At 48.4% G+C, this 24,102-nt stretch carries 22 protein-coding genes, 1 pseudogene and 1 riboswitch; of the genes and pseudogenes, 5 read left to right on the forward strand and 18 right to left on the reverse strand.

What is annotated here, in order from left to right; translation table 11 throughout:
• The first annotated feature begins 20 nt into the window (after positions 1–20).
• Complete coding sequence (locus tag H8710_RS01745) at positions 21–752, forward strand: sugar phosphate nucleotidyltransferase (RefSeq protein WP_249293667.1); 732 nt, start codon at positions 21–23, stop codon at positions 750–752.
• Positions 753–791: 39 nt separating this feature from the next.
• Positions 792–2,204: a phosphoglucomutase/phosphomannomutase family protein gene (locus tag H8710_RS01750; protein WP_249293668.1), complete on the forward strand. Its 1,413-nt coding sequence runs from the start codon at positions 792–794 to the stop codon at positions 2,202–2,204.
• 60 nt (positions 2,205–2,264) lie between these two features.
• Here H8710_RS01750 and H8710_RS01755 read toward each other — a convergent pair whose 3' ends face one another.
• The 17 genes and pseudogenes from H8710_RS01755 to H8710_RS01835 all read right to left on the reverse strand — a co-directional run bounded on the left by H8710_RS01755 (position 2,265) and on the right by H8710_RS01835 (position 20,508).
• A complete protein-coding gene (locus H8710_RS01755; protein WP_249293669.1) occupies positions 2,265–3,692 on the reverse strand; it encodes a spore germination protein in 1,428 nt (475 codons plus the stop codon).
• Positions 3,693–3,806: 114 nt separating this feature from the next.
• Entirely contained in the window at positions 3,807–5,063 is a 1,257-nt protein-coding gene (locus tag H8710_RS01760; protein ID WP_249293670.1) for a hypothetical protein, read from the reverse strand.
• A 154-nt stretch (positions 5,064–5,217) separates the two neighbouring features.
• Positions 5,218–6,138, reverse strand: a complete 921-nt coding sequence (locus tag H8710_RS01765; RefSeq protein WP_249293671.1) for a SufB/SufD family protein — start codon at positions 6,136–6,138, stop codon at positions 5,218–5,220.
• A gap of 3 nt (positions 6,139–6,141) precedes the next feature.
• On the reverse strand, positions 6,142–6,861 hold the full coding sequence (locus H8710_RS01770) for an ABC transporter ATP-binding protein (RefSeq protein ID WP_249293672.1): 720 nt from the start codon (positions 6,859–6,861) through the stop codon (positions 6,142–6,144).
• 272 nt (positions 6,862–7,133) lie between these two features.
• A complete protein-coding gene (spoIVA, locus tag H8710_RS01775; RefSeq protein WP_249293673.1) occupies positions 7,134–8,612 on the reverse strand; it encodes a stage IV sporulation protein A in 1,479 nt (492 codons plus the stop codon).
• Between the two features lie 256 nt (positions 8,613–8,868).
• Positions 8,869–10,428 carry a DUF3794 domain-containing protein gene (locus H8710_RS01780; protein WP_249293674.1) on the reverse strand — a complete coding sequence of 520 codons (1,560 nt, stop codon included), beginning with the start codon at positions 10,426–10,428 and terminating at the stop codon, positions 8,869–8,871.
• 251 nt (positions 10,429–10,679) lie between these two features.
• Positions 10,680–12,455 (reverse strand): LTA synthase family protein, encoded by a 1,776-nt coding sequence (locus H8710_RS01785; RefSeq protein ID WP_249293675.1) that lies wholly within the window; start codon positions 12,453–12,455, stop codon positions 10,680–10,682.
• A 247-nt stretch (positions 12,456–12,702) separates the two neighbouring features.
• The gene (locus H8710_RS01790) at positions 12,703–13,488 is read right to left on the reverse strand and encodes an RnfABCDGE type electron transport complex subunit B (RefSeq protein ID WP_249293676.1); all 786 of its coding nucleotides are present in this window, start codon (positions 13,486–13,488) and stop codon (positions 12,703–12,705) included.
• A gap of 202 nt (positions 13,489–13,690) precedes the next feature.
• Positions 13,691–14,281: an electron transport complex subunit RsxA gene (rsxA, locus tag H8710_RS01795; RefSeq protein WP_249293677.1), complete on the reverse strand. Its 591-nt coding sequence runs from the start codon at positions 14,279–14,281 to the stop codon at positions 13,691–13,693.
• A complete protein-coding gene (gene rsxE, locus H8710_RS01800) occupies positions 14,282–14,941 on the reverse strand; it encodes an electron transport complex subunit RsxE (RefSeq protein WP_249293678.1) in 660 nt (219 codons plus the stop codon).
• A complete protein-coding gene (locus H8710_RS13425) occupies positions 14,938–15,489 on the reverse strand; it encodes an RnfABCDGE type electron transport complex subunit G (RefSeq protein ID WP_249293679.1) in 552 nt (183 codons plus the stop codon). The genes rsxE and H8710_RS13425 overlap by 4 nt, the downstream gene beginning before the upstream one ends.
• A gap of 15 nt (positions 15,490–15,504) precedes the next feature.
• The gene (locus H8710_RS13515; protein ID WP_488154045.1) at positions 15,505–15,795 is read right to left on the reverse strand and encodes an FMN-binding protein; all 291 of its coding nucleotides are present in this window, start codon (positions 15,793–15,795) and stop codon (positions 15,505–15,507) included.
• A gap of 252 nt (positions 15,796–16,047) precedes the next feature.
• Positions 16,048–16,968: pseudogene (locus tag H8710_RS01815) on the reverse strand (RnfABCDGE type electron transport complex subunit D); the annotation flags it as partial.
• A gap of 66 nt (positions 16,969–17,034) precedes the next feature.
• The gene (locus tag H8710_RS01820) at positions 17,035–18,435 is read right to left on the reverse strand and encodes an RnfABCDGE type electron transport complex subunit C (RefSeq protein WP_249293680.1); all 1,401 of its coding nucleotides are present in this window, start codon (positions 18,433–18,435) and stop codon (positions 17,035–17,037) included.
• Between the two features lie 138 nt (positions 18,436–18,573).
• Complete coding sequence (locus H8710_RS01825) at positions 18,574–19,071, reverse strand: Gx transporter family protein (protein WP_249293682.1); 498 nt, start codon at positions 19,069–19,071, stop codon at positions 18,574–18,576.
• Between the two features lie 36 nt (positions 19,072–19,107).
• The gene (locus tag H8710_RS01830; protein WP_249293684.1) at positions 19,108–19,476 is read right to left on the reverse strand and encodes a NusG domain II-containing protein; all 369 of its coding nucleotides are present in this window, start codon (positions 19,474–19,476) and stop codon (positions 19,108–19,110) included.
• A gap of 3 nt (positions 19,477–19,479) precedes the next feature.
• Positions 19,480–20,508, reverse strand: coding sequence for an FAD:protein FMN transferase (locus H8710_RS01835; RefSeq protein ID WP_249293685.1), 1,029 nt, complete (start codon positions 20,506–20,508; stop codon positions 19,480–19,482).
• Between the two features lie 321 nt (positions 20,509–20,829).
• Between H8710_RS01835 and H8710_RS01840 the strand changes: the two genes are divergently transcribed.
• The 3 genes from H8710_RS01840 (at position 20,830) to H8710_RS01850 (ending at position 23,060) form a co-directional block, all read left to right on the forward strand.
• Positions 20,830–21,297: an FMN-binding protein gene (locus H8710_RS01840; protein WP_249293686.1), complete on the forward strand. Its 468-nt coding sequence runs from the start codon at positions 20,830–20,832 to the stop codon at positions 21,295–21,297.
• 257 nt (positions 21,298–21,554) lie between these two features.
• Complete coding sequence (locus tag H8710_RS01845) at positions 21,555–22,379, forward strand: HAD family hydrolase (RefSeq protein ID WP_249293687.1); 825 nt, start codon at positions 21,555–21,557, stop codon at positions 22,377–22,379.
• A 42-nt stretch (positions 22,380–22,421) separates the two neighbouring features.
• Positions 22,422–23,060, forward strand: a complete 639-nt coding sequence (locus tag H8710_RS01850; RefSeq protein WP_249293688.1) for an SGNH/GDSL hydrolase family protein — start codon at positions 22,422–22,424, stop codon at positions 23,058–23,060.
• Between the two features lie 314 nt (positions 23,061–23,374).
• On the opposite strand, the gene H8710_RS01855 is transcribed toward H8710_RS01850, so the two are convergent.
• The gene (locus H8710_RS01855; protein WP_249293689.1) at positions 23,375–23,776 is read right to left on the reverse strand and encodes a DUF1622 domain-containing protein; all 402 of its coding nucleotides are present in this window, start codon (positions 23,774–23,776) and stop codon (positions 23,375–23,377) included.
• A gap of 184 nt (positions 23,777–23,960) precedes the next feature.
• Positions 23,961–24,044: riboswitch (ZMP/ZTP riboswitch) on the forward strand.
• The last annotated feature ends 58 nt before the right edge of the window (positions 24,045–24,102 follow it).

The following is a 24,102-nucleotide window of genomic DNA, read 5'->3' on the forward strand; positions in this document are numbered from 1 at the left end:
AATTTTAGGAGGAAATCGTTATGAAAGCGATTATTCTGGCAGCTGGCAAAGGAAAAAGACTATTATCGGAGAAATTCAATGCTCCAAAGGTTTTGAGAGAGGCAAACGGCAAACCACTGCTTCGTTATGTAGTAGACAATCTTAGCTTTATTCCGGAAAACAAAGACATCGTCATCGTTGCAGGATACAAAAAGGAAATGGTTTTTGACGCATTTCAGCAGGGCTACACATTTGCAGTTCAGGATGAACAGCTGGGTACTGGCCACGCAGTAAATTGTGCTTACGACGCCTTGAAGGATTACGATGGACCGGTTTTAGTCTGCTATGGCGACATGCCTATGTTTAAAAAGGAAACCTATGAGAATCTTGTAAAAATCCATACAGAACAAAGCAACGACTGCACTATTTTGACTGGCGTTTCAGACAGGGGCTTGGCTTATGGCAGAATTGTCCGCGATGAAAAGGGCGATTTTATCGGTGTGGTCGAGGATAAGGACTGTACTCCCGAGCAGAAGAAGATCAACGAGTTAAACGTGGGTATCTACGTGTTCGATAGCAAGAAAATGTTTGACTGCCTCAAAGAACTGAAGAGCAACAACGCCCAGGGTGAGTACTACCTGACTGACGTTCCTTCTATCATGATGGGTAAGGGTTACAAAATCGGCACTTACACCACTCACGACGACACCGAGATTTTAGGCGTTAATACCCCCGAGGATCTGGCGCTCTGCGAAAGCCTTTTGAAAGCGTAAGATACAATAAATCGATTCAATACAGAGGAGATGCAAGCTATGATTAAATTTGGCACAGGTGGATTCCGTGCGATTATCGGCGATGAGTTCACAAAAGCGAACCTGGAGCTTCTGGCCCAGGGACTTGTACATAAAATGCAGGATGAGCATGTGGAGAACACCCCGCTGATTATCGGATACGACCGTCGTTTTCTATCTGACATCGGCGCTCAGTGGATTTCCAGCGTTTTTGCCGGTAACGACATCCACGTGCAGTTTATCGACATTGAGGCTCCGACTCCTTTGATTATGTTCGTTGTCAAAAAGACTGGCGCCAAATACGGTATGGCTATCACCGCATCTCATAACCCGGCAGAATACAACGGCGTAAAAGTTTTCACCGAAGGCGGACGCGATGCTACAAAAGAAGTCACAAACGATCTAGAAGGTTATATCTCCAAGGTGTCGGAGGACCAGATCCGCCGGATGGATTTTGACGAAGCTCTGAAAGAGGGCCTCGTCGAAGTGATTGAACCTATGAACGATTACATTGACAGCATTCTGTCAGTTATCGATATTGAAAAAATCAAGAGCAAACACGTCAAGGTTCTTTTGGACCCCATGTTTGGAGTATCTAAAACCTCTTTGCAGACGATCCTTCTGACCTGCCGCTGTGATGTAGACGTCATCAACGACCGCCACGATGCTTTATTTGGAGGCAGATTGCCTTCCCCCTCCGCTAAGACCCTTTCGAGGCTGTCTAACATGGTAGTGGAAGGCGGCTATGACCTGGGAATCGGCACCGACGGCGATGCCGACCGGATCGGCCTCATCGACTCTGAGGGGACCTTTATTCACCCCAACGATATTTTGGTGTTGCTTTATTACTATCTGGTAAAATATAAGGGCTGGAAGGGCGACTGTGTGCGCAATATCGCCACCACCCACCTGCTGGATCGTTTGGCGGAAAGTTTCGGGCAGAAATGTTACGAGGTGCCCGTCGGTTTTAAATGGATTTCCGAGAAGATGGATGAAACCGGTGCTATCATCGGCGGCGAAAGCTCCGGTGGATTAACAGTAAAAGGTCATATTAGCGGTAAAGACGGTATTTACGCTGCCGCATTGCTTGTGGAGATGACCTGTGCAATTGGAAAACCGCTCAATGCGATTTTGAAAGAAATTAAGGATACCTATGGCCACTGTGAGATGAGCGAATACGACTGCCGTTTCTCCCAGGAGAAAAAAGATCAACTCAACGAATTGCTCTTTACTGAGCAGAAACTTCCCGAGTTCGACGAGGCAGTGGAGAAGGTCTCCTATATGGATGGCTGTAAGGTTTATTTTAAAAACGGCGGTTGGATTATCTGCCGCTTCTCCGGCACTGAGCCGCTTATTCGTATTTTCTGCGAAATGGAAAACTATACCCGTGCCGTGGAAATCACTGATACCATGAGAGAATTCTTAGGCTTATAAAATAGGCCCATTTCTAACCATACTACGAAAAAATCCTCCTGCAAAAGCAGGAGGATTTTTTCAGTTTTTGCTCTGTTTGATGGGACGTCGAATCAGCAGGCTGAGCAATTCTTTGCCGTGAAAAGGGATGAGGGGGTGGAGGTAGCGCCTTCCATCCAGGGTGCGGGTGCAGCAAAGGACGACGAGGAGCAAAACGGTTCCTCCGATGAACCCCCACAAATTAAAGAGAGCGGTCAAAACGAGGAGAATTACCCGGAAAAACTTGAGTGCATATCCTAGCTCAAAACTGGGCTGAGTAAATCCTGCAATGGCGACAAACGCCATGTAGAGCACCACCTCCGGCACAAACCAGTTGGCCTTGACGGCGAAGTCTCCTAAAATCAGGGCACCCACGACGCTGAACGAGTTGCTTAAAACGCTTGGAGTGTTGAGAGAAGCGAGCTTGAGTCCGTCGATAACCAGCTCGACGATAAGGAGCTGGGCGAGAATGGGAACGGAGTTTGGCTCAGAAATTTGGATAAAATCAAGCCATGGCGGGATCCAGCCAGGATTTTGGATGAGCAGGTACCACACCGGCGTCAGAAAAAGGGTTAAAAGGAATACTACCATCCGGACGATGCGCAGATAGCTGCCCACAAGGGGTGGAAAATAAAAGTCGTTGGCGTCCTGTACAAAATCGAAGATGGAAGTGGGGAAAATCATCACCGAGGGAGAGTTGTCGGTAATGATGAGTATACTTCCTTCCATGACGCTTGCAGAGGCTGCATCGGGCCGTTCGGTGTAGCGGATGCGGGGAAAAGGATTCCACCACTGAGGCTTGACGAGACATTCCGCCAGGCTTTCCTGCCCCATAGTCAGGGTATTGATTTCGATTCTTGACAGGCGCTCTTTAATAGCTTTGAGCATTTTGGGATTGGCTTTGTCTTTGAGGTAACAGACGACCACATCGGTTTTAGATTTCTCGCCGATTTGGGTGATGTCCATGGTGAGCTGCGGATCACGGATACGCCGTCTGATAAGAGCGGTGTTGAACACCAGTGTTTCGACGAAACCGTCGTGAGAACCGCGGAGTACTCGGTCGTCTTCCGGCTCAGTGACCCCTCTGGCGGGATAGGTGCGGGCATCGATGAGAATGCACTGGGAAAAGCCTTCCACCACAAGGGCTATGGTGCCTGATAAGACGGCAGTAACTGCTTGATCGACGGATGTAATGAGGTCAGTTTCCACATAGGGCACCATGAGGGCGGAAAAATCGGCGGCGGAGTGGATTTCCGACTCTTTTTTCTCGTCAATCTTCATGAAGTATTCCATGATTTTTTCCATGATGTCGTCTTTGGCGAATCCGTCGATAAAGTAGAGAGTTGCCTTGCGCCGGCCGATCAAAATTTCCCTGCCGATGACGTCAAAGCTCTCATTGAGGCGAAGCAAGCGGTTCATAGTTTGGGTGTTGAGTTGATAGTCTGTTTGAAAGGAGGAAGCTTGTTTCATATGGGGAATCATCCCTTTCTGTGGTATTTCCATTACCTTTAGTTTCCCCAGAAAAGGAAAAAGATACAAAAACAGAAGGAATTTTCTGTTTTTGTATCTTTGAATGGATAAGTTTTATTTTTCACTGCCACCCAGCGCCCGGTCAATTTCTTCTCCGGTTACAAAATAGAATTGGTAGTCGGTCTGTAACGTGCAAATGGGCCGCCATTCCCAAGTCATATCGGTTCCGGAACATAGGATATAGTTTTCTCCGGTGGTGGGGTAGAGCATGTTGCCATATGCTAGGGGCGGCGGAGCAAAGCCTTCCAGTTCAATAGAAAGGTAGGTGTCTTCGCCGCTAACAGAATTGCTGATGGTGAAGAACTGTTCGGAATTTGAGTCCATATAGTCTTTTACCGACTGACTATAATAGGTATACCGTGGCGCTAGTTCACTGATATCGGCGTCTTGTTTTTCAAAGCCGCTTTCTGTGGGAACATATTTGCAAAGGCCGTCGTAACGGCTTCTATCAGTGGAGGTGTACAGGTAAAAAACGTCGCCGATATTTTCAAATGAGCGGTGCCCGTCTTGTTCTGTTTTTGGGAATTCAAGCGGCAGGGTAATCTCAGAAAAATTTTGGGTATCGGTAATGCGAACAGAAGGATTTTCAGTTTGATAAATATCAGGGGAGAAGAGATATCGGTTTCCAGCCCGGGTCTGGAACCAGGGATTTTCCTCTTCCTCGCTTCCGTCATAGAGGACTTTCACTTCGTTTTTTGCAAAATCCAGTATGGCGACGCGAGGTTTTTCCGGAATGTCTCCGGTGGTGACGCTGACACTATTGGCCAGAACTTTTTGTTCATCCATGGCGCTGTAGAGTGCGATGGGTACTTCTATCTGGAGAGCCTTCTGTTTTTTTGTGTGGGTGTCATATTGCAGAATGGTGGTAGAAGTTGCTTCCTGAAGTTTGTTGTACTCTTCCTGATTTTCGGGATAGGAAGTACCCTCCGGGAATTGAGCGTAAACATAATAGAGATACCGACGGTCCTGAGAGGAAAAGGTGCTGATACCGGCGAGCGGAATTGTTTGCCCAACTTTGTGGAATTTATTAGTGTTGCAGTCAATATATCCGAATTCGGTATCATAATAAGGAACGGTGTTGTAGCCGCTGGCATCTGAGTTTAAGACTTCACTTGTAAAAAGGACATCGCCCTGATAACGGAAGGCCGTTAGCTTATCGTCAATAAGGTTATCAATTTCGTCAACTTTGGAAGTGTCGATGAGGGTGCCGTTCCAAACGGTCATGTCTCCCGACTCTCCTAAAATTTTTTCACAGCCTGATAAGCCCAATAGCATGCAAAGGGAGAGAATTGGCAGGAGAACTTTTTTCATGTGGGCAAACTCCTTTCGGGGTGGCTAAATTTTGTATTCAGTATAACAGGAGAGAAAACCTTTTTCAATGGCTGTTCAGAATTTTAACCGTACTGTCACCGGATTGTTAACCACAAAAAAGCCGGTAACAATACCGGCTTTTTTTAATGTAATTCTATCCCTTTAGGAATCCCTCGATAATTTTTTCTTCTGCTTGCTGCTCAGTGAGCCCCAAGGTTTTGAGCTTTAAAATCTGCTCTCCGGCAATTTTCCCAATGGCGGCCTCATGGATGAGAGAAGCATCGATATGGCCAGCGAAAAGTTCAGGAGCGGCGTTGACAGTACCGTTTCCCACCAGAATGGCGTCACATTCTGAGTGGCCGGTGCAGCGGGTGTTGCCGTTTATCTGTGAGTGATACTCCTGATGGGAGAAGTCCCGCGCTACCGAGCGGGAAATCAGGTCGATGCCGCAGTCCTCGCCGTTCAAATCCACGGAAAAGTCAGTTTTGGCCTTTTCATGGCCGTTTGTCATCAAATGTTCGTGGATGATGAGCTTGGCCCGAGCCTGCAAAACGGCATTGGTCTTGCGGACGGTAGAATCCACACCGCCAATTTGAGTGGTATCCATCTCCATAATGGCGTCCTCACTGAGATAGATATCGCTGACAGGATCTATACGTTTGACTCCGGCGCCTGTTCCGGTACCGATATGTTTTTCCTGATAGAGCACATGGGCGCCTTTCTCCACAAAGAAGCGGTGAATGCCGTTGTGACGGGCCTCCTCTTCGCTGTCGTTATGAACGCCGCATCCTGCAACAATAGTCACGTCGGCACCTGCGCCTACGTAAAAATCATTATAGACCAAGTCGTCGACGTCGCCATGGGTGACGCAGGCGGGAATATAAACGGTTTCTTTCTGGGTGCCCGGTTTGATGTGAATGACGAGGCCGGGACCGTCATCTTTTGAGTCAATCTGAATATTTGGGGAAGACTGGCGCCCGGCGCATTGACCATTCTCACGAATATTGTACGCGCCGTTAAAGCCCTCCTTCCAGTTGGAGATCATTTGGAGCAGTTTTTCAGTGATGTTATTCATGAATTAGACCTCCTTGCCCAGGGGACACTGATTTACTTTTTCGCCTTCCAACAGGCTTGGCAGCACCTGCTCTTTGGTACCGGTGGTACGCACTTTACCATTGGCGATGACGATGATTTCGTCGGCGATTTGTAAAATCCGCTCTTGGTGGGAGATGACCAACATAGAACGCTCTCCGCTCTGTTTTTGTTTCTGGAATACGTCGATGAGGCCGGAAAAGCTCCAAAGATCAATACCAGCTTCCGGCTCATCGAAAACCGAAAGACGGGTGTTACGGGCAAGGACTGTCGCAATTTCGATACGCTTGATTTCGCCGCCGGAAAGGCTCGAATTTACTTCCCGGTCGATATAGTCGTGGGCACAGAGACCAACGCTGCCCAAAAGCTCGCAATAGTCCGATTCCTTGAGTTTTTCCCCTGCGGAAAGCTCTAAGAGATCCCTCACCGAAAGGCCCTTAAATCGGACCGGCTGCTGAAAGGCGTAGCTAATGCCTTTTTTGGCCCGCATTGTAGTATCTAGCTTCGTAATGTCTTCTCCGTCCAGGAAAATCCGGCCGGAGGTGGGTTTTTCGAGACCAGCGATAATTTTGGCCAGAGATGTTTTTCCACCGCCGTTTGGACCAGTGACTACCGTCAGTTTACCTTTTTGTACGGTGAGGGAAACGTCGTCCAGTATCTTTTCTCCGTTAGGGAGTACCCAGGAGATGTTTTGAAGCTTTAGCAATAGAGAACCTCCTTTTGACTTCTTTGCATGTAATCAGCCTGTTTTTATACATCACGAAAACCGGCATACAAAATTTACCTGCCGATTTTCCCAGTATTTGACTATGAATTATTGTCTCTATTATATTCGTTTTTAACTTGCCTGTCAAGTATTGGCGGCGTTTTGTGGAAATATTCGGTCGGACAAAGGGGGAGAAACGCGAAAAAGGAAGCGGGGCATATCCCGCTTCCTTTTGGATTGTTTGAGCTATACCGCATATGTGCGGTTTTGCCTTAGAGAATCAGGCAGACAAGGCCGTTGCAGCCGTCGTTGATGATTCTTTCGATGGTTTCCTGGAGTTTGAGACGTGCGTCGGTGGGCATCCGGTAGAGCTTGTTGTGGAGTCCCTCGTTGACCAGCTCGTGGAGGGATTTCCCGAAGATATTGGATTCCCAGATCTTCTTGGGATTTTCCTCGAACTCTTTTAGGAGGAACATCACAAGCTCTTCCGACTGTTTTTCGCTGCCGACGATGGGACTTACCTCGGTGGTAATGTCGGCTCGCATCATGTGGATGCTGGGGGCGGAGGCCCGCAGTTTTACGCCGTATTTTCCGCCCTGTTTGACGATTTCCGGCTCCTCAAGAGACAGTTCCTCCATAGTGGGCATGACAATGCCATAGCCGGTGGCGGCCACTTCGTCCAGAGCTCCTTTCAGCTTATCGTATTCGCGCTTACAGGCGGCCAACTCAATCATACATGGCATGAGGCCCGCTTCGCCGTCAATCGTGAGGCCAGTCGCCTCACCGAGAATCTGATAGAAGAGCTGAGGCTGGAGGGCGATGGTGATGCTAGCCTGGCCCTTGCCTAAATCAATGCGGTCGACAGATGCTTTGGTAATGTGCTCGCAGCCGCACATTTTTTCGCCGATAGAAGAGACCTCACTGATTTTACGAATGCCCGAAGCGGCGTCCTTAATGGCCTCAAACACCGCTCGTTTTAGCCAGTGATCCTTGTCGAGGGAGATAATCCAGCGGGGCAGTTCAATGGCAGCTTCCTTCAGCGGGAATTCGAAGAGAATTTTCTGCAGAATTCCCTTGATGTCCTCCTCACTTAGCTCCAGACAGTTGACGGGGTAGACAGGTTTGCAGTATTTTTCCTCCATCTGTTTCTGGAGTTCCCGGGTACTTTGACTATTGGGATTTTGGGTATTCAAAAGGATGATGTATGGTTTGCGGATACCCTTTAATTCATTAATGACCCGCTCTTCGGCTTCTTCGTATTCGTCTCTGGGGATATCACTGATGCTGCCGTCGGTGGTGATAACAAGCCCTAGGGTAGAATGGTCGTTGATGACCTTTTGTGTTCCCACTTCGGCTGCCATGTTGAAAGGAACTTCTTCATCGAACCAAGGGGTCCGTACCATTCGAGGCATTTCGTTTTCAAAGTAGCCCAAAGAGCTGGGAACGATGTAGCCTACGCAGTCGATAAGTCGCACCTTGAGAGCCGCGTTACCTTCCAGTTCCACTTCTACTGCTTCTTCGGGGATAAATTTTGGCTCGGTGGTCATAATGGTTTTCCCTGCGGCGGACTGAGGCAGTTCGTCGGTTGCCCGTTCCCGCATGAAGTCGCTTTGCATATTGGGGATGACCAGTGTCTCCATAAACTTTTTAATAAAGGTACTTTTGCCAGTTCTGACCGGTCCGACTACGCCGATATAGATATCCCCACCCGTCCGCTGGGCGATATCATGATAAATATTTTGATTTTCCATATAAATCACCATGCCTTTGCTAGCAGCTATCTTTCAAATTGCTGCGGCAAAGAGCTTCCTTTCTTCGGAATTTGAGCCGATTTCGGCGACAGCCGCGGAATTACGGCTGTTTTTTTCGCGGCAAAGGCTCAAAAACGAGCGTGAAAATTTATTTTCACGCGACCTCCATATCGCCGCTGGCGACTTGTTTTTATGCAAGACCGCTTTATAGGAAAACGGCTCTCCCGACGCGAATTTGCCGCGCCTATCTATTCATCTAATTATTTACCATGGGAATGAGCAGCATCGCCGGTTCAGGCAGCCGTTCGCAATCTAAAGCGTTTTCTTCCATGACAGCGGTCATGGCGGTGCCGAAGCGTTTTGCAATGTCCCAGATACCTTCATCTTTGTCGGCGTAGTAGAGCTGCAGTGCACAGGAAGAAGCGGTATCCTTGGGAGCTTCCTCATTGACAGTGACGTCTGAGATGGTATTGCAGCGGACCTTCTGATAGATGCTGCCGCTGACGCGGACCTCTGCCCGAAGTTCCAGCTGGGTGGGAGAACTGATGGTGTATCCTACGTTTAGAATATCGGCCATAGGCATAAAGCTGATGTCCTCGGTGCCGGGGGTGCAGTCCAGGGCGATTTCCACCGGAAAAGTCTTGTCAATGGCAAAAGGCATACTGTCATTATCATAACAGAGGACGGTAGCTTCCAGCATTCCATTGATACGAACCGTGCCCTGTTCTACTTTGGCGGTGTATTCTGACAGAGTGCAGAAAGCGTCGTATACACCGGCGATAGAACTGTCGCTGTCCACATCCAGAGCCTGTTTGCAAATGGCAGTGTGGTTAACGGTGAGCAAAAATCGTTCCACAGAAACCGGCATGGAGGTCATAGCGCTTTCAAAGAGGGTGGAGTACACATCGTCTGCCAAGAGAATTTCTTTATTCCGGTCGCCGGTACAGAAGACATTTATAACGAATTCGCACATCAAAATTTTGCTTTCTTCCCCTTCTGTGGCTTTGGGTTCGAAGGTGACAGAGGCTACGCTGAAACTTACATCACAGTTATAATCCTCTTCGACGCCGGGAACGTCGACGATCTGGCTGACAGGAATGGAAAAATCCATAGGCTCCGGGAAAGGGGCGTCTCCTGTGGGCATATAGAGGATATGCAGCATCAAATCGCCTTTGCAGATAACCTTGTTGGCGATGATCTTATAGTCGGTGGGGGAGACAGTGCAGTGGTAGTTGAGCATGGACTGAAAAGCGGGTTTTGAGTACCCCAGTTCCAACTCGTCGGTGACGGTGAACTGCTTGACAGCGTATTTCTTGCCATCGCATACCGACATGGGGGTCACGTGGAATTGAAGCCCAGCTCCCTGTCCGCCGCATACCGCCATGGCCTCCCGGGGCTCGGTCACTTTGATTTTGCAGCTGATGCCGCCGCGTATATCAAGCCTTCTCTGGTTGACGGCCCGGGCATTGACAAAATAACAGCGCGCTGTTACACGGACAACTGGATTTTGGCACTCCGAGGCCAAATCGATGGTTTTCGAAAAAGGTACGGTTTGCTCAATAGAACAAATACGGTTTGTCTCCTCCGCTAGGTAGAGCACCTTCACCGCAGAAATACCATCCAGGTAAAGCTTGTTCCCCGAAACTTTCTGGGACTGGATTTTGGGTACGATCTGGGTTTTGAGGAGCTTAAAGATGTTGGGATAATAGTCGGGGAGGAGATAGTCCAGCTCGACCGACTGCTCGGTGGAGGAATCGAGCACGGTTTCATTGACACAAATGATGTCCTTCGTTAAATTCAATTCCGGCATGTGCATAATCATTCCTTTCGGTTTTGTCCTCGCGGTGAAGAGGGCACAACGATGGTAATTTTCTATCTAATGGTATGCGGGACTCGGACAAAATAGACCGGAGCGCTGGAAAAGCCCCGAAAATTTTCATAGCATCCCGCCTGAAACATGAATATGCAGGAGAGGAGGCGTACATTCCGAAAAAAACAGGCGGCTTGTCTTAGAAAAGACAAGCCGCCTTGAAAAAAGGACGGGCAAACCCCGTCCTTTTTATCAATTTATTTTTCTATGTTTCGGGAAAAGGGATTCACCACTTCCTCATCGGAATATCCCATACCGATGGTGCGGTCGTAGGTAAGAGTATCCAGCAGCTGGGAATTGTTTTCTTTTGGGGAAGCTACCGAGTAAACCGGTTCGTCCTTCATGACGTTCAAGATTGTTTCGGTAAATTCGTTAGCCGGAAGACTCGCCTGACGATAGATGATGTGGGGCAGATAAAAGGCGGATACATCTTCTGCCGGAAGTCCCTCATCGGTGAGGCCATAGTTGTTCCAGATAAGGTAGGTCTGGCTGTAGAGAATCTCACAGTTGTCGGCAGTAATGCCTAAATCAGCATAAATATTGCTGTCCGGGCTGAAGAAAGGGAAGTGGTCCCCCATAAAGAAAACAATGGTCGGTTCTTTGGATTCCTTCAGGCGGTTTAAAAATTCTTGGAGTTCTTCGCAGGATTTTTTGACACCCTTGAGGTAGAGTCCCACTTCGGTGTCGTCGTCGCTTCCATAAGGCTGGTGATTTTGCATGGTGGTGATATGGATGTAGTCTGGACCTTCTGTTTCCGCCATAATCTGTTCCGATTGACGATAAACGGTATCATCGTCTACGTAATCTCGAAGTTTCTGGACGGGGACAGTCAAGTCATCGATAAACATCAGACGGTCAAAGCCGTATTCGCTGTAGACTTCCTCCCGCCCATAGAAGCTGGAACTGAACGGATGCAGATAGGTGGTGTTGTATCCTTCCTTCTTATACATCTGGGCAAAGGTGTCCTGCTCTACATTAGCGGGCAACAGAGAATGTGGAATTGTAGCGTTGTTGAGAGATTTGACTGGCAGGCCAAACATCAGCTCAAATTCCGTACGGACAGTGTTGCCGCCAAATGTAGGGACAATTGCCTGTCCGGAAAAAGCTTCCTGCTTAATTTCATCCAGCTTGTCATAAGTGCCTTTTGGAACGTCCATTCCTTCAAGCTGACGAAAATCGCCGAAAGATTCCGACATAATAAAGATGATGTTTGGTTTGACCAGATTGCCTTCTGAGACTGGTTCTGCGTCTGGATCAGTAAGCATGCTATTTACGAGTTCTTCAGAATAATTTTGGGGTTCTTCCACCTTGCTGGCTATCTGCTGGTTGATGGAGACTGCAAAATTAGTAATCAGATTATTGTTGGCAAACCGTTTTTCATCGGAAAACGCGTTATAGCTATAAGTGTTATCAATGCCAAAAACAGTGCAGACTGGAGCAAACAATGCGGGAACGGTAAGAGAGACAGTAGTGATAAACCCGATCAGCACTGATATTGCTCCCCGCACCGGGAATTTGCGCTCAATCCGGACGTCGCAAAGCCATAGACACACGATGTAAACGGCGATGAGAAAAAGAGATAAAAGCAGTAGCGGGTTGAAGTGAAGCCTTGCAAACTGGGTAAGGTCTGCAACATTTTTCGTCATTGCCAGATCGCTGAATAAAAAGTGAGCGCCAGAGATAAAGTACTTATAATATTCGATACAGGAAAATGCATAAAACAGTACCGCGGTAATCACTCCGCCGATCCATGCACGTTTGACGAGGAAGTTGGCAAACCAGAATATGGCGGTAATGAGCAAGGTGCTGAATACCATGATGCCGAACCGGGTGAAAGTAAAATTTAAAAGTTCTCCAAAGCTTTGCATCTGCCCCAATTCGGTCATGCCACAGATAAAGATGGGGAAAAGAATCAAAAAGATAAGATGAGTCCGTTTCGATGTAAAGAAAGGACTGTTTCTGAGTTTCTGCATATTTTCACTCTCCTTGCAGATAAAGGCAATCTTCTAAAATGATATTAAATCGAAATCCATTCTTAAAATCTAACGATAAAAGAGGTACTTTTTCTTCATTATCTTATCAACAAAATGTGAATATTTTATGTTTTCTGTAAAAAGATGGATAACTTTTGCAAAGATTCGGTAATTGAAACAAATTTGAAAAAATAAAACGGAGCAAAGCGTGCGCTTTGCTCCGTAATAGTTTATTGTAAGCGTATTTTTACAGTCTGTGGATACATTTTCGGGGACACACTTCGACACAGTCGCCGCAGGAGGTGCATTTGTCGTGGTCAATGATAGCGTGATTGTTTACCACGTGAACTGCGTCGTGAGGGCAGACCTTTTCACACTTACGACAGCCGATACAGCCGTTTTCGCAGATGCGGATAGTTTCTTTGGCGTTGAAATGGCTGGAGCAAATGACTTCTACAGTCTTGTCATCGTCAAACACACCGATGAGGTCGTTAGGACAGGCTTCTTTGCACATGCCGCAGCCGGTGCATTTCTCTCGGTTGATGACAGCAACCCCGTCAATGATGTCAATGGCCTCAAACTTACAAGCCTTGATACAGTCGCCAAGACCCAGACAGCCGGCAGTACACTCTTTTTTGCCGTTATAAAGCATGTTGGAGGCAGCGCAGGACATGGCCCCGGTGTAGATGTATTTATCCTTGACGGCTCCACATTTGCCGTTACAGCGGACGGTGGCTTTTCGTTCTGCTACGTCCTCAAAGGAGGTACCCATGATCTCACTGATCTTGCGGGAAACCTTGTCGCCGCCGGGGATGCAGAGATTGGTTTTGGCACCGTCTTTTACGATGGCGTTTGCGTAGGCTTCACAGCCGGAATAGCCGCAGGCGCCGCAGTTGGCGTTAGGCAGGCTGTCCTTGATGTCGTATACGCGCTGATCCTGTTTGACGGCAAACACCTTCGAAAAAATCGAAAGCAAAATACCCGCTATCAGTCCGAGCGCCACAAAAAGCAGAATGGGCAAAATATATTCCATGGTCGAATTTCTCCTATCTGACAAATCGCCGCGGGCTTTTTACCCTTGGCAAGGGGAATCCCTTTAAAGAACTGGTATCTATAGGTTAGCACAATGGGATTTTTCGGAAAAAGCGTCTGTTGCGATGCTTTTTGACGTAGCATCAGGAGTTTTTTAGAATCGTCCGTATGGACGCCTATGGCTACCAGTTTTAGGCAAGGGGCTACTGGAACAGGTTCTCGACGATGCCTGAAAATCCCATAAAGGATGCGGCCACGATACCGGCGGCGATGAGGGCGGCCGGTACTCCTTTGAACATCTTGGGCACGTCGGCGTTGTCGATGCGCTCCCGGATGCCGGAAAACAGCAGCAGGGCGACCATAAAACCGATACCGGCGCCAAAGGCGTTGACGAGGCTGTGGCCGAAGTTGTACTCGCTGTCGATGTTCAGAATGGTTACGCCGAGAACGGCGCAGTTTGTGGTGATGAGGGGCAGGTAGATGCCCAGAGCCTTATACAGCGGGGGCATAAACCGCTTGATGATGATTTCCACCAGCTGGACGAAGAGGGCGATGACCAGGATAAAGGCCATGGTGCGGAGATATTCCATCCCATTGGGCACCAGAATGTAGGTGTAGATGGGGTAGGTAAGTGCGGCGGACATCACCATGACGAAGGTGACGGCGACGCTCATCCCCATGGCGGAGCTGGTCTTTTTGGAAACGCCGATGAAGGGGCAGATACCCATAAACTTCGAAAGAACGAAGTTGTCGACCAAAATGGCGCTGACTAAAATTGCTAAAATTTCTTTCATTTACCGTGTCTCTCCTTCCCCGTGGCAAGCGCCTCTGGAAGGGCAGCCTGCACAGCCTTTTTTCTTGGAAATTTTATAGCCGGAGAGTTTGTTGGCAATTGCTACCAACAGGCCGAACACCATAAATCCGCCGGCCGGGGAAATAAAGAGCCCGATGGGTTCAAACATGCCGAGGGATACGTCGATGCCGAACCAGGTGTTCTGGCCCAAAATTTCACGAATAGAACCCATGAGGAACAGGGCCAAGGTAAAGCCGATTCCCATTCCCAGCGCGTCGGCAATGGATTTCCCCACGCTGTTCTTACTGGCGAATGCTTCCGCTCGGCCCAGGATGATGCAGTTGACGGTGATGAGGGAGAGGAATACGCCCAGGGACCCATAAAGGTCGGGGAGGTAGACCTGTAAGAGAAATCCCACAATGGTGACGAAGCCCGCGATGATGACGATAAAGGCGGGCAGGCGCACCTGGTTGGGAATGACTTTTTTGAGTAAGGAGATAACGATGCTGGAGCCCAGCAGTACGAAGGTTGTTGCAAGGCCCATGCCGATGCCGTTGAAAGCCATGGTGGTGACAGCCAAAGTGGGGCAGGTTCCCAGCAGCATGACGAGAACCGGGTTTTCCTTTAAAATGCCTTTATAGAATTCTTTGAGCCAGCTCATGCGCCCAGCACCTCCCCTTTCAGTTTCGCAAACAGCTCCGCCGCTTTTTCACAGCCGGCGATCAGACCCTTGGAGGTCTTTGTAGCGCCCGCCACGGTGTCAGCGCTTATTTCGCCCTGCTTGTTGCCGACGAATTGATCCAGATAGTCTGATTCGTTGTTGGCGACCTTGTCGCCGATGCCTGGGGTTTCAGTCTGATTGATAATATAAACGCCCTGAATGACGCCGTCGGCATTGAGACCAACCATCATGGTGATGCCGTCGGAACTGTATCCCTTGGAATTCAAAACGATGGCCATTCCGGCACCGTTTTCCGCTTTGTAGACGTTTAGGAGGGATTCGTCCTCGGACTCAATCTTCACTTCAGTCAGTTTGTCTGCTTCCGGCAGGGCCTTGGCAGAAAATTCGGTGAGTTGGTCCGGGGTGTAGCCATTGCCCAACTCGGCCACGCCGGTCAGGTTGTAGGTCAGAGCAAGGGCGCCGGAGACGACTGCGCAGACAACGATGAGAACCAGTGTCGGTTTGATAATTTCATGCCATGTTTTCACGTTTCGTTCCTCCCCTTAACCTAAAATTTCCGATTGGAGGGACGAATAGAGCTCCGCCGCCTTCTGGCAGCCGCTTAAAATCCCCTCGGATGTGAAGGTGGCTCCCGCCACCACGTCCGCACTCAAATCCTCTGCGGTTTTGCCTGCAAACTGGGCGAGAAATGCTTCGTCGGTGACGACATTGGTGCCGATTCCCTCAGTTTCATGCTGGTCGATGACCTTGACACCTTGAATGACGCCGTCGGGATTAAAGCCCACCATCATGGTAATGGGTTCTTTTTTGTTGTAGCCCTCAGCGGTGACCACCAAAGCGGCACCGGCTCCGTTTTCCGCTTTGTAGGCGAAGAGAAGCTGTTCGTCATCGGAGGAAACCTTGATGGGTTTTAAGGTGTCCGCTTCCGGGAGTGCCGCGGAAGCGTATTCCTCAAGCTCCGCTTTGCCGTAGCCTTCTCCTTTAAACAAAGTGAAGCCTGTCCAGACGAGAACGCCCGCCGCCAGCAAAATACCGACGATAGAAAAGACGATCCGTTTGATTTTCAGCTTTTTCGGATTCTGGAGTTTTGCCCCCAAGGGAATTTTCCGGGTCACTTTATCAATCTGAGGAGTCAGGATGTTCATCAGCAAAATGGCGAAGGAAACGCCCTCAGGATACCCGCCGTAGAACCGGATGAGGATGGTGATAAGGCCGCAGCCAAAGGCAAAAATCGCCTTGCCGGACATGGTGACGGGAGAGGAAGAGTAATCTGTGGCCATAAAGATAGCACCGATGAAAAGGCCGCCGGAAAGGATCTGATAGAGAGGATCCTGCCCCAAAAGAAAGCTCCCGAGAAAGACGGTGCCGATAAAGATCAGGGGAGTAATGGGGTGGATGACCTTGCGGGCCACTAAATAGATACCGCCCAAGAGAAGGGCCGCGCAGCTCACTTCACCGATGCAGCCTCCCTTTGCGCCCAGGAACATGTTGAGCAGGGTGGGCACTTCGCCGCCGGAGGCAAGCTGTGCCAGAGGGGTCGCCCCCAGCACGGCGTCAACGCCTGCGTGGTCGAAGGGGACGGTATACGCCGTCATGTAGCCGGAGAAGGAGGCGAGCAGAATGACTCGGGCCGCAATGGCCGGGTTTGCAAAGTTCTGCCCGATGCCGCCGAAGAGCTGTTTGGCGACGACGATTGCGATGAAGCAGCCGAAGATCGCCACCCACAGCGGGATGGTGACCGGCAGGTTCATAGCGAGCAGAATGCCGGTGACGACGGCGCTTAAGTCGGAAATGGTCTGCTCCCGCTTCATAATGAGCCGGCAGAGGTATTCGAAAAGGACGCAGCTTCCCACGCAGACGGCGGTGATCAGCGCCGCCCGAGGCCCAAAAATAACAACCGAGGCGATGAGGGCCGGAACCAGGGCGATGATGACGTCCAGCATAATTTTTTGTGTGGAATTTCCGCTACGAATATGCGGGGAAGGTGACACAATCAATTCTTTCATGCTGATAAATCTCTCCTTGTTGATTTGTTTCCGCAATGATGCGGCGCGAACTGGAAGCGATCCAGCTTATTTTTTCATTTTCCGCAGCATCTCCTTGGCCAGCTGGTTTTTCTGCGCCAAATTGCGGTGGGCGGGGCAAATATAGGAGCAGCACCCGCAGTTGATGCAGAGGTTCACCTTCAGATTCTTAAGGGAATCCACGTTCTTTTTGTCGTAGGCTTTTTCCAGCGCCGCCGGCATCAAATCGACCGGGCAGACGTAAACGCATTTGCCGCAGCGAATACAGGCGGTGGTAGGGGGAACGAGTTCTTTGCCAACTACCGTGCTGGCGGGGCCTTTTGCAGCGTCCTCTGGATTGTCAGTGCCCTCGGTAACGGAGGGAGAAAGGGTACTGACTGTGCGGGAAGCTTTGTATTTCCGGTCTTTTTCCTGGAGCACCAGGATGGCGTTGTTGTTTTTGATGACCGGGGTTTCCACATCATAGATGGCGATACCCATCATGGGACCGCCCATGAGGATCTTATCGGCTTTATTATTGTCCACTCCGGCAAAGTCCAGCACATAATCGATGGAAGTGCCGATAGGGACCCGGACATTTATAGGTTTGTCCACAAAGTTGCCGTCGACGGTAAGGCGCTTGTGGGTCAGGGGCATGCCGGTTTTGATAAAGCGGTAGAGGTGGGAGACCGTCGAGATGTTCAGGACTATAACGCCCTTATCAGCGGGGATTTCCCCTTCCTCGATGACCCGGCCGGTGGAGTGGTAGATCATCACCTTTTCGGCCCCTTGGGGGTAAACGCTTTTGAGAGATACTACGTGGATGTTGTCCACATCTATTTTTTCTCGTAAAAGCTTGATAGCATCGGGCTTGTTGTCTTCGATACCGATGTAAGCGTTAGCGATTTTGAGGCAGCGCATGACTTCCTTGACGCCGCCGATGATGTCGTCGGGCGCTTCCAGCATTTCCCGGTAGTCGGAGGTAATATATGGCTCGCACTCAGCTCCATTAATAACCAGGGTGTCCACCTTGTCGATATCCTTGTAGTTTAACTTTACATGGGTTGGAAAGCCAGCGCCGCCCAAGCCTGAAAGGCCGGAGAGTCTCGCCGCTTCGACCAAAGATTTTTGGTCGGAAACAGGGTGGGGTTTCGCATCAATCGTTTCTTGAATTTCCGCAACTTCGATGACCACCCGCTTTTCGGTTTTACCTGAGGAAGCGACATAGTCCTGAATGGCAGTGACGGTGCCTGCAACCGAACTGTGAACGGGAACGGAAAAGACCTCGTCGCTGTCGCCGATGAGCTGGCCTACTTTGACGACATCCCCCGCTTCGACCAAGGGCTTGCAGCCAGCTCCCATATGTTGCAGCATGGGAATAGTGACCGTTTTGGGAAGCGGCAGCTCCACTGTGGCGAGATCCTTGGACTTTTTGTGATGACTTAAACGAATACCATTGAGATTTCGCATGGAAAAATCATGTCCTTTCTGGGATTTGGCGCTGGAACGCGCCGCATCAAAAGTAAAGGGCGTTTTTATCGGCGGCGCCGGCCGCCCTTGAGGGCCGACGAGCCGTTTTCAGAGGCTTAAAGCCTTGCTTAGCGAGTTTTATTCCCGTTTGCCTGCAATCCGTTTCAAAGCGGGGAGCAGGGCTTTCATCAGCGCCGCCGTCAATGTGCCCATGAGCACGCCGGAGACGATGAGAACGGGAAGATAGTAAAAAACAGTAGCGCTTTTAAAAAGAATGGATGCAGCAATAATCTGCCCTATATTGTGGCTTACCGCTCCGAAAATGCTTAAAATAAGGTAGCTTAGTTTCTTCGAACGAATGGCGATGAGCATTACGGCTACTGATAAAAGTCCTCCGAATATGCTCAGAAATCCAGCTGAAATCCCGCGTGTCAGCAAGACGAAAAGAGACTTCAGCACAGCTACACAGCAAGCACTCTTTCCATCCAGGAAAAACAGGCAGTAGATAACAACGATGTTCGAGAGCCCCAGCTTGACGCCGGGAGGCAGGGCGGGAAGGGGAGGAATCATTCCTTCCACAAAGCTGAGGACGATGGCAAGACAGAGAAGCATCCCCATGCCAGTAATCGTCCGCACGTTGCATTTACGAGTCAGTGTTCGTCCCTTCTTTCGTTAGTTCGCGATAATATCTACATCTTGTTGATCGGGGCCTATCACTTTTAGCAGTATCTTTTTTGGCAAACAGGCGGCAGTTTGTCCCGCTTTAGATAGAAACCCGGTATTTTGACAGATTTTATCAGGACAGCTGGCGTTGACAAATGCAATGGCGCCGTTTTTTACCTTAAAATGCACAGTAGGGTCTTCGTCTAGGGAAAATTCCTGATCTTTTGTTAATGAGACGGTTTTGACAGTTTTTCCATCGTATTGAATAATGGCTTTTTGGCCGGGAGCACTCTGCGTCAGTATATATCCTCCCCAAATAACTGCGGCGGCCAACAGAATACCAAATATAATGAAAATATCTTTTTTTCGCGCAAACACAGCTCAATCCTTCCTGCCGGTTTGATCGGCGAAAACGTAAGGACTGGAGTCAAGTAAGGTAAAATGTTCCATAATACGGGGAGAAATGTAAATTTTCCCCTGCTCATCCAGCGCAATCAGGGAGTAACTGTTTTCATTTAAATGGCTGACGACAGATTCTTTGCCAAGCATATAAAACATGGTGGATAAGTAGTCACAGAGAAGCCCGTCCTCCGAGACGACGGTGACACTCAAAAGATCTGACTCACAAGGGTAGCCAGTTAGAGGATTGAGAATATGATGGTAGATTTTTCCGTCTTGTTCAAAATAACGTTCATAGGCGCCGGAAGTGGCGATGACTTGATCACTCATCTCCAAAATGGCGAAATAGTCGGCTGCGGTTCCGTGAGGATCGCGAATACCTGTGCGAAAAGCAGATCCGTCCGGTTTTTTCCCGAATGCGGCCACGTTTCCCCCCAGAGACAGGATACCTCCTGCTATATCGCTTTGTCGATAAAGTTCTAGCACTTTTTGAACAGCGTAACCCTTGACAGTTGCTCCGAAATCCAGTTCCATGTCTGGATGGGACAAGTAAACTGTGCTTTTTTCTTCATTGACGATTACATTACGGTAGTCAATGAGGGGGAGGGCTGCTGCAATTTCTTCTTCCGTAGGAATATGAGGTTCGTCTCCGGTGATGTTCCAAAGCTTGACCAGAGGAGCAATGGTCAAATCAAAAAGCCCATCTGACTGTTCGGAAAATTCGACACATCGTTTGATAACGTTCCGTTCTTCTTCCCCAACGGGCACTGGAGAGACTCCTGCGTTGGCATTGATTTCGGATATAATGGAGCTGTCCAGGTAGGAAGAGTAGGTTTTTTCGATGTCCTTCATTAAGTCTACGGCCTCGCCGATGATTATACTGCTGTTTGGGCCGTATACCGTTTGGGTCACGATGGTGTCCATCAGAAAAGTTTCGTCTGTAGCGACGGCATCCCTCGCCTGCACCTGACAGGAAGACAGCGTTAATATGATTCCCAATACAGCAGACATTTTATAAAACTTTCCGATGCAAAACACCTCCACACTCCAATAAATTTTCTAAGTCAAAATATATAAAATATGTCATCATTTATTAAAGATGCTCAATCCCTTCTATGATATTATTTTTATAGAGTATTGTCAAGCAAATCCAGGAAAATGCAAGGAATTCTGGCATTATGCGGAAATAATTTAACTGCAATTTATACAAAATTGAGAAATAATCTGCAAAGGGCTGGACATTACTAAAAAGAGACGTTATAATATATCCTTGTAAAGTTAGTTAATAATTAAACAATCTTAACCGATTGATTTTAGAAAGGTGGATTTTTCATGAAAAAAACCCTAGCAATTACAGTTGCGATGCTGGCTGTTATGGGAACGATGGCTTCTTGCGGTAACAACTCCGACAATGAGGCCTATAAGGACGGCTCTTACCGCGTTGAGGCGAAGGATTTTGACAGTCATGGCTGGAAAGAATATATCAATGTCACAGTCAAAGACGGTAAAATCGCCGAAGTTGAGTTCGACGCTCTGAGCCAGGAAGACGGACATAAAAAGACCGAAGACCAGGAATATAAAGACGCTTACACTGGCGCGGGCTTTGAGACATATCCCGCCGATTACACCGAGAAGCTGGAGAAAGGCCTTGTAGAAAAACAAGACGCTTCTAAAGTGGATACCGTAGCAGGCGCCACCAACTCCTCTAACTTTTTCAAACAGATGATGAAGGAACTGGACAAAAACATGAAGAAGGGTGATACCAATACTGTTACTGTAGCCGCCGCCAGCGAAGAATAAAAAATAGCCGGCAGTTTATTGTAAGGAGTACTATATTAGCTGTTTTTTGTTATAGCTAAGGTAGGAAATCTGTAATTTCACTCTTGAAATAAAAAACACAAAAAAACTCCGCCCGATCCGGCGGAGTTTTCTTTTGTGTTTTTTATGGCGATTTTTAAGTTTGATTTGATGAATATTGACTTTTTCTCAGCTCATCTTGCACACTTTGTTTCCTTGTGCTATACTTTTACAGGATTACGGAAAGGACGGAAAACGTTATGAAAACACTGTATCTTTCCGATTTGGACGGAACACTTTTAAACCGAAAGACTGCACTCACCCCAAACACGGTTGCCATTCTCAACACTTTGATGGAACAGGGGCTTTGTTTTTCTATTGCCACTGCCCGCTCGCGTTCGTCGGCCCTGCCGGTCATTGAAGGTCTGCATCTTACTAATCCAGGGGTTTTTCACAATGGAACTTTTCTGATGGAACCTGAGACAGGAACGATTCTTTCTTCACAGGTGTTTTCTCTGGAGCAGCAGATGACAATTCATCGCCTTTTAAATCGGTACCGAATACCTCCGGTTTGCTATGCTTTTTTGGAGGGCCGTGAACGGCTTTCCTATCGAACAGGAGAGCAAAGTGTGGGAATGGAGTATTACCTCTACAATCGTCGGAATGACCCGCGGATGAGGGCCTGCGGGTCAGAAGAAGAGCTATTTGATGGAGACATTTATTATTTTACCTGTATCGGTTATAAAGAAGAGCTCCTTCCAATTTATGAAGAAGTGAAGACTCTCAAAGATTTCAGCTGCATCTTTCAGCAGGAACTTTACCGGCCGGAATACTGGCTGGAAATTATGCCGAAAAATGCCAGCAAAGCTTACGGAATGCAGAAGCTGAAAGAGATCCTCCATTGTGACAGGGTGGTTGTTTTTGGAGATGCATTAAATGACTTGCCCATGTTTAAGGCGGCGGACGAGGCCTATGCCGTTGCAAATGCTGCGGAAGAACTCAAGCAGGCTGCGACGGGCATCATTGGTTCCAATGAGGAAGACGGGGTGGCTGACTGGCTGCTCAACCGGCTTTTACAAGGGTAGTTTTGCCGGATTTCCGGCTGAAAAAGAAAAGAGGAATTTGATATGTTGTTGAAAAGAAATGATGTCATTCTCTTTCAAGGGGACAGCATCACCGACTGGAATCGCTGTGTAGACGACCCTTTGAGCGACCCGATGCACCTTGGAAAAGGCTATGTATACGTGGCGGCGAGTATGCTCATGGCACAGTATCCTGAGCTGAATTTGAAGTTCTACAACCGTGGAATTTCTGGGAACCGCAGCATTGATCTGGTAAATCGTTGGGATGAGGACACCATCGCGCTTAAACCAGATGTGCTGTCGCTTTTGATCGGCGTCAACGATACCTGGCGGCGGTACGATCAAAATAATCCCACCACAGCGGAACAGTACGAACAAAACTGCCGGAATATTTTGGAGCGTACCAAGGCGGCTTTGCCGGATACCAAAATTGTCATGATTGAGCCGTTTTTGCTCCATGTTTCGCCGGAGATTGAATCCTGGAGAGAGGACTTGAACCCGAAAATTTTGGTTGCACGGAAATTGGCGAGGGAATTTGCCGACGTTTACATTCCCATGGATGGTTATTTTGCGGCGGCCAGCGTGCAGCAAAAGCCTAGCACCTGGTCAGGGGACGGCGTGCATCCTGCAGGTCCTGGCATTGCTCTTATCGCACAAAAATGGGTGGAAGCGGTGACGAAATAAAATAGTCCATTGGAATAGCTATGGTTTTTTGTTATTCCGGTTCGCATTGCTGCGCGATTCTCCCTCCATAATAAAAAATAGCTATTCTACTCGATAATAGAGGGTGCATTATTTGTTATTTTTTTGTTACGGACAGGGTTGAAAAATGCACCAAATTTTCTCTTGTAAGTAAAAATTAAAACCCGCGGCCTGAACAGTTTTCAGATCGCGGATTTTATCATTAAAAATTTTTTAAAGGGTTGTTCCTTCGACAGGAAGTGCAGCGGGGCTGTGGTATTATCATTCCAGCAACTCCTTTAATTACCCTTTCCCAATTATTTTTGGCCGCCTGCTTCAGGCGGTTCTTTTTTTTCGGTTTTAAAGGGATTCAGATGCTTTTTCTGAAGATGCTCGCTGATTCCTTCCTGAGCTTCCTCGTTTTTGATTTCCCAGTGAATGAGGAAGGTGAGGGTAGCGCGCAGAAGAATGATTCCGGCGACAATGAATATTTCTGAAAATTCCCGGACGATAACGGTGCGCAGGATTTCGCTTCCCAGCTTGAACTCCAGACCCATTGCCATGCCTTTGGCCAGGTTGAGGCGGGTGAGCGGATCCCGGCGGAAATAGCTGAAAATGCCCCTGAGGCCGGATATGATAATGACGACGACGCCGACAAATTCGAAAAGGAGGATTGCAGCGTCGACAATGACGTTTAAAATTTCATGCAGTTGTTCCATGAGTGCACTTCCTTTTTAACAGTTGTGGTTATTGTATCCCTAATGTAGTTTTTTCATACGCTTTGAATAGTATATCATATTTGCACCTTTGGAACAATCCATAGATTTTGACGAAAAAAGGGAGACGGTATCAGGCAGTTTCCCATATTGACAGAATGAGGTGAGAAGTTTATACTGATTATAGAATCCTTTGCGCGACTGACGGGTAATTGTGGGTTCACCACAGGGAAGTGCAAAGAGTAAACAGCCGACCGTCTGGGCAGTCTTGTGAGAAAATCATGGGACTGTCCTTGTTGTTTTTTAGGGCAGTCCCCAGACAGGACGTT

The sequence above is a fragment of the Fumia xinanensis genome (genome assembly GCF_014384905.1).
In the GTDB taxonomy this organism is placed as follows: Bacteria; Bacillota; Clostridia; order Oscillospirales; family Ruminococcaceae; genus Fumia; species Fumia xinanensis.

What these genes read in the sequence shown, in the direction of transcription:
- H8710_RS01745 (WP_249293667.1), top strand. Translation starts at nt 21, where the DNA reads ATGAAAGCGATTATTCTGGCAGCTGGCAAAGGAAAAAGACTATTATCG.
- H8710_RS01750 (WP_249293668.1), top strand. Translation starts at nt 792, where the DNA reads ATGATTAAATTTGGCACAGGTGGATTCCGTGCGATTATCGGCGATGAG.
- H8710_RS01755 (WP_249293669.1), bottom strand. Translation starts at nt 3,692, where the DNA reads ATGAAACAAGCTTCCTCCTTTCAAACAGACTATCAACTCAACACCCAA.
- H8710_RS01760 (WP_249293670.1), bottom strand. Translation starts at nt 5,063, where the DNA reads ATGAAAAAAGTTCTCCTGCCAATTCTCTCCCTTTGCATGCTATTGGGC.
- H8710_RS01765 (WP_249293671.1), bottom strand. Translation starts at nt 6,138, where the DNA reads ATGAATAACATCACTGAAAAACTGCTCCAAATGATCTCCAACTGGAAG.
- spoIVA (WP_249293673.1), bottom strand. Translation starts at nt 8,612, where the DNA reads ATGGAAAATCAAAATATTTATCATGATATCGCCCAGCGGACGGGTGGG.
- H8710_RS01780 (WP_249293674.1), bottom strand. Translation starts at nt 10,428, where the DNA reads ATGCACATGCCGGAATTGAATTTAACGAAGGACATCATTTGTGTCAAT.
- H8710_RS01785 (WP_249293675.1), bottom strand. Translation starts at nt 12,455, where the DNA reads ATGCAGAAACTCAGAAACAGTCCTTTCTTTACATCGAAACGGACTCAT.
- H8710_RS01790 (WP_249293676.1), bottom strand. Translation starts at nt 13,488, where the DNA reads ATGGAATATATTTTGCCCATTCTGCTTTTTGTGGCGCTCGGACTGATA.
- rsxA (WP_249293677.1), bottom strand. Translation starts at nt 14,281, where the DNA reads ATGAAAGAAATTTTAGCAATTTTAGTCAGCGCCATTTTGGTCGACAAC.
- rsxE (WP_249293678.1), bottom strand. Translation starts at nt 14,941, where the DNA reads ATGAGCTGGCTCAAAGAATTCTATAAAGGCATTTTAAAGGAAAACCCG.
- H8710_RS01820 (WP_249293680.1), bottom strand. Translation starts at nt 18,435, where the DNA reads ATGCGAAATCTCAATGGTATTCGTTTAAGTCATCACAAAAAGTCCAAG.
- H8710_RS01835 (WP_249293685.1), bottom strand. Translation starts at nt 20,508, where the DNA reads ATGTCTGCTGTATTGGGAATCATATTAACGCTGTCTTCCTGTCAGGTG.
- H8710_RS01840 (WP_249293686.1), top strand. Translation starts at nt 20,830, where the DNA reads ATGAAAAAAACCCTAGCAATTACAGTTGCGATGCTGGCTGTTATGGGA.
- H8710_RS01845 (WP_249293687.1), top strand. Translation starts at nt 21,555, where the DNA reads ATGAAAACACTGTATCTTTCCGATTTGGACGGAACACTTTTAAACCGA.
- H8710_RS01850 (WP_249293688.1), top strand. Translation starts at nt 22,422, where the DNA reads ATGTTGTTGAAAAGAAATGATGTCATTCTCTTTCAAGGGGACAGCATC.
- H8710_RS01855 (WP_249293689.1), bottom strand. Translation starts at nt 23,776, where the DNA reads ATGGAACAACTGCATGAAATTTTAAACGTCATTGTCGACGCTGCAATC.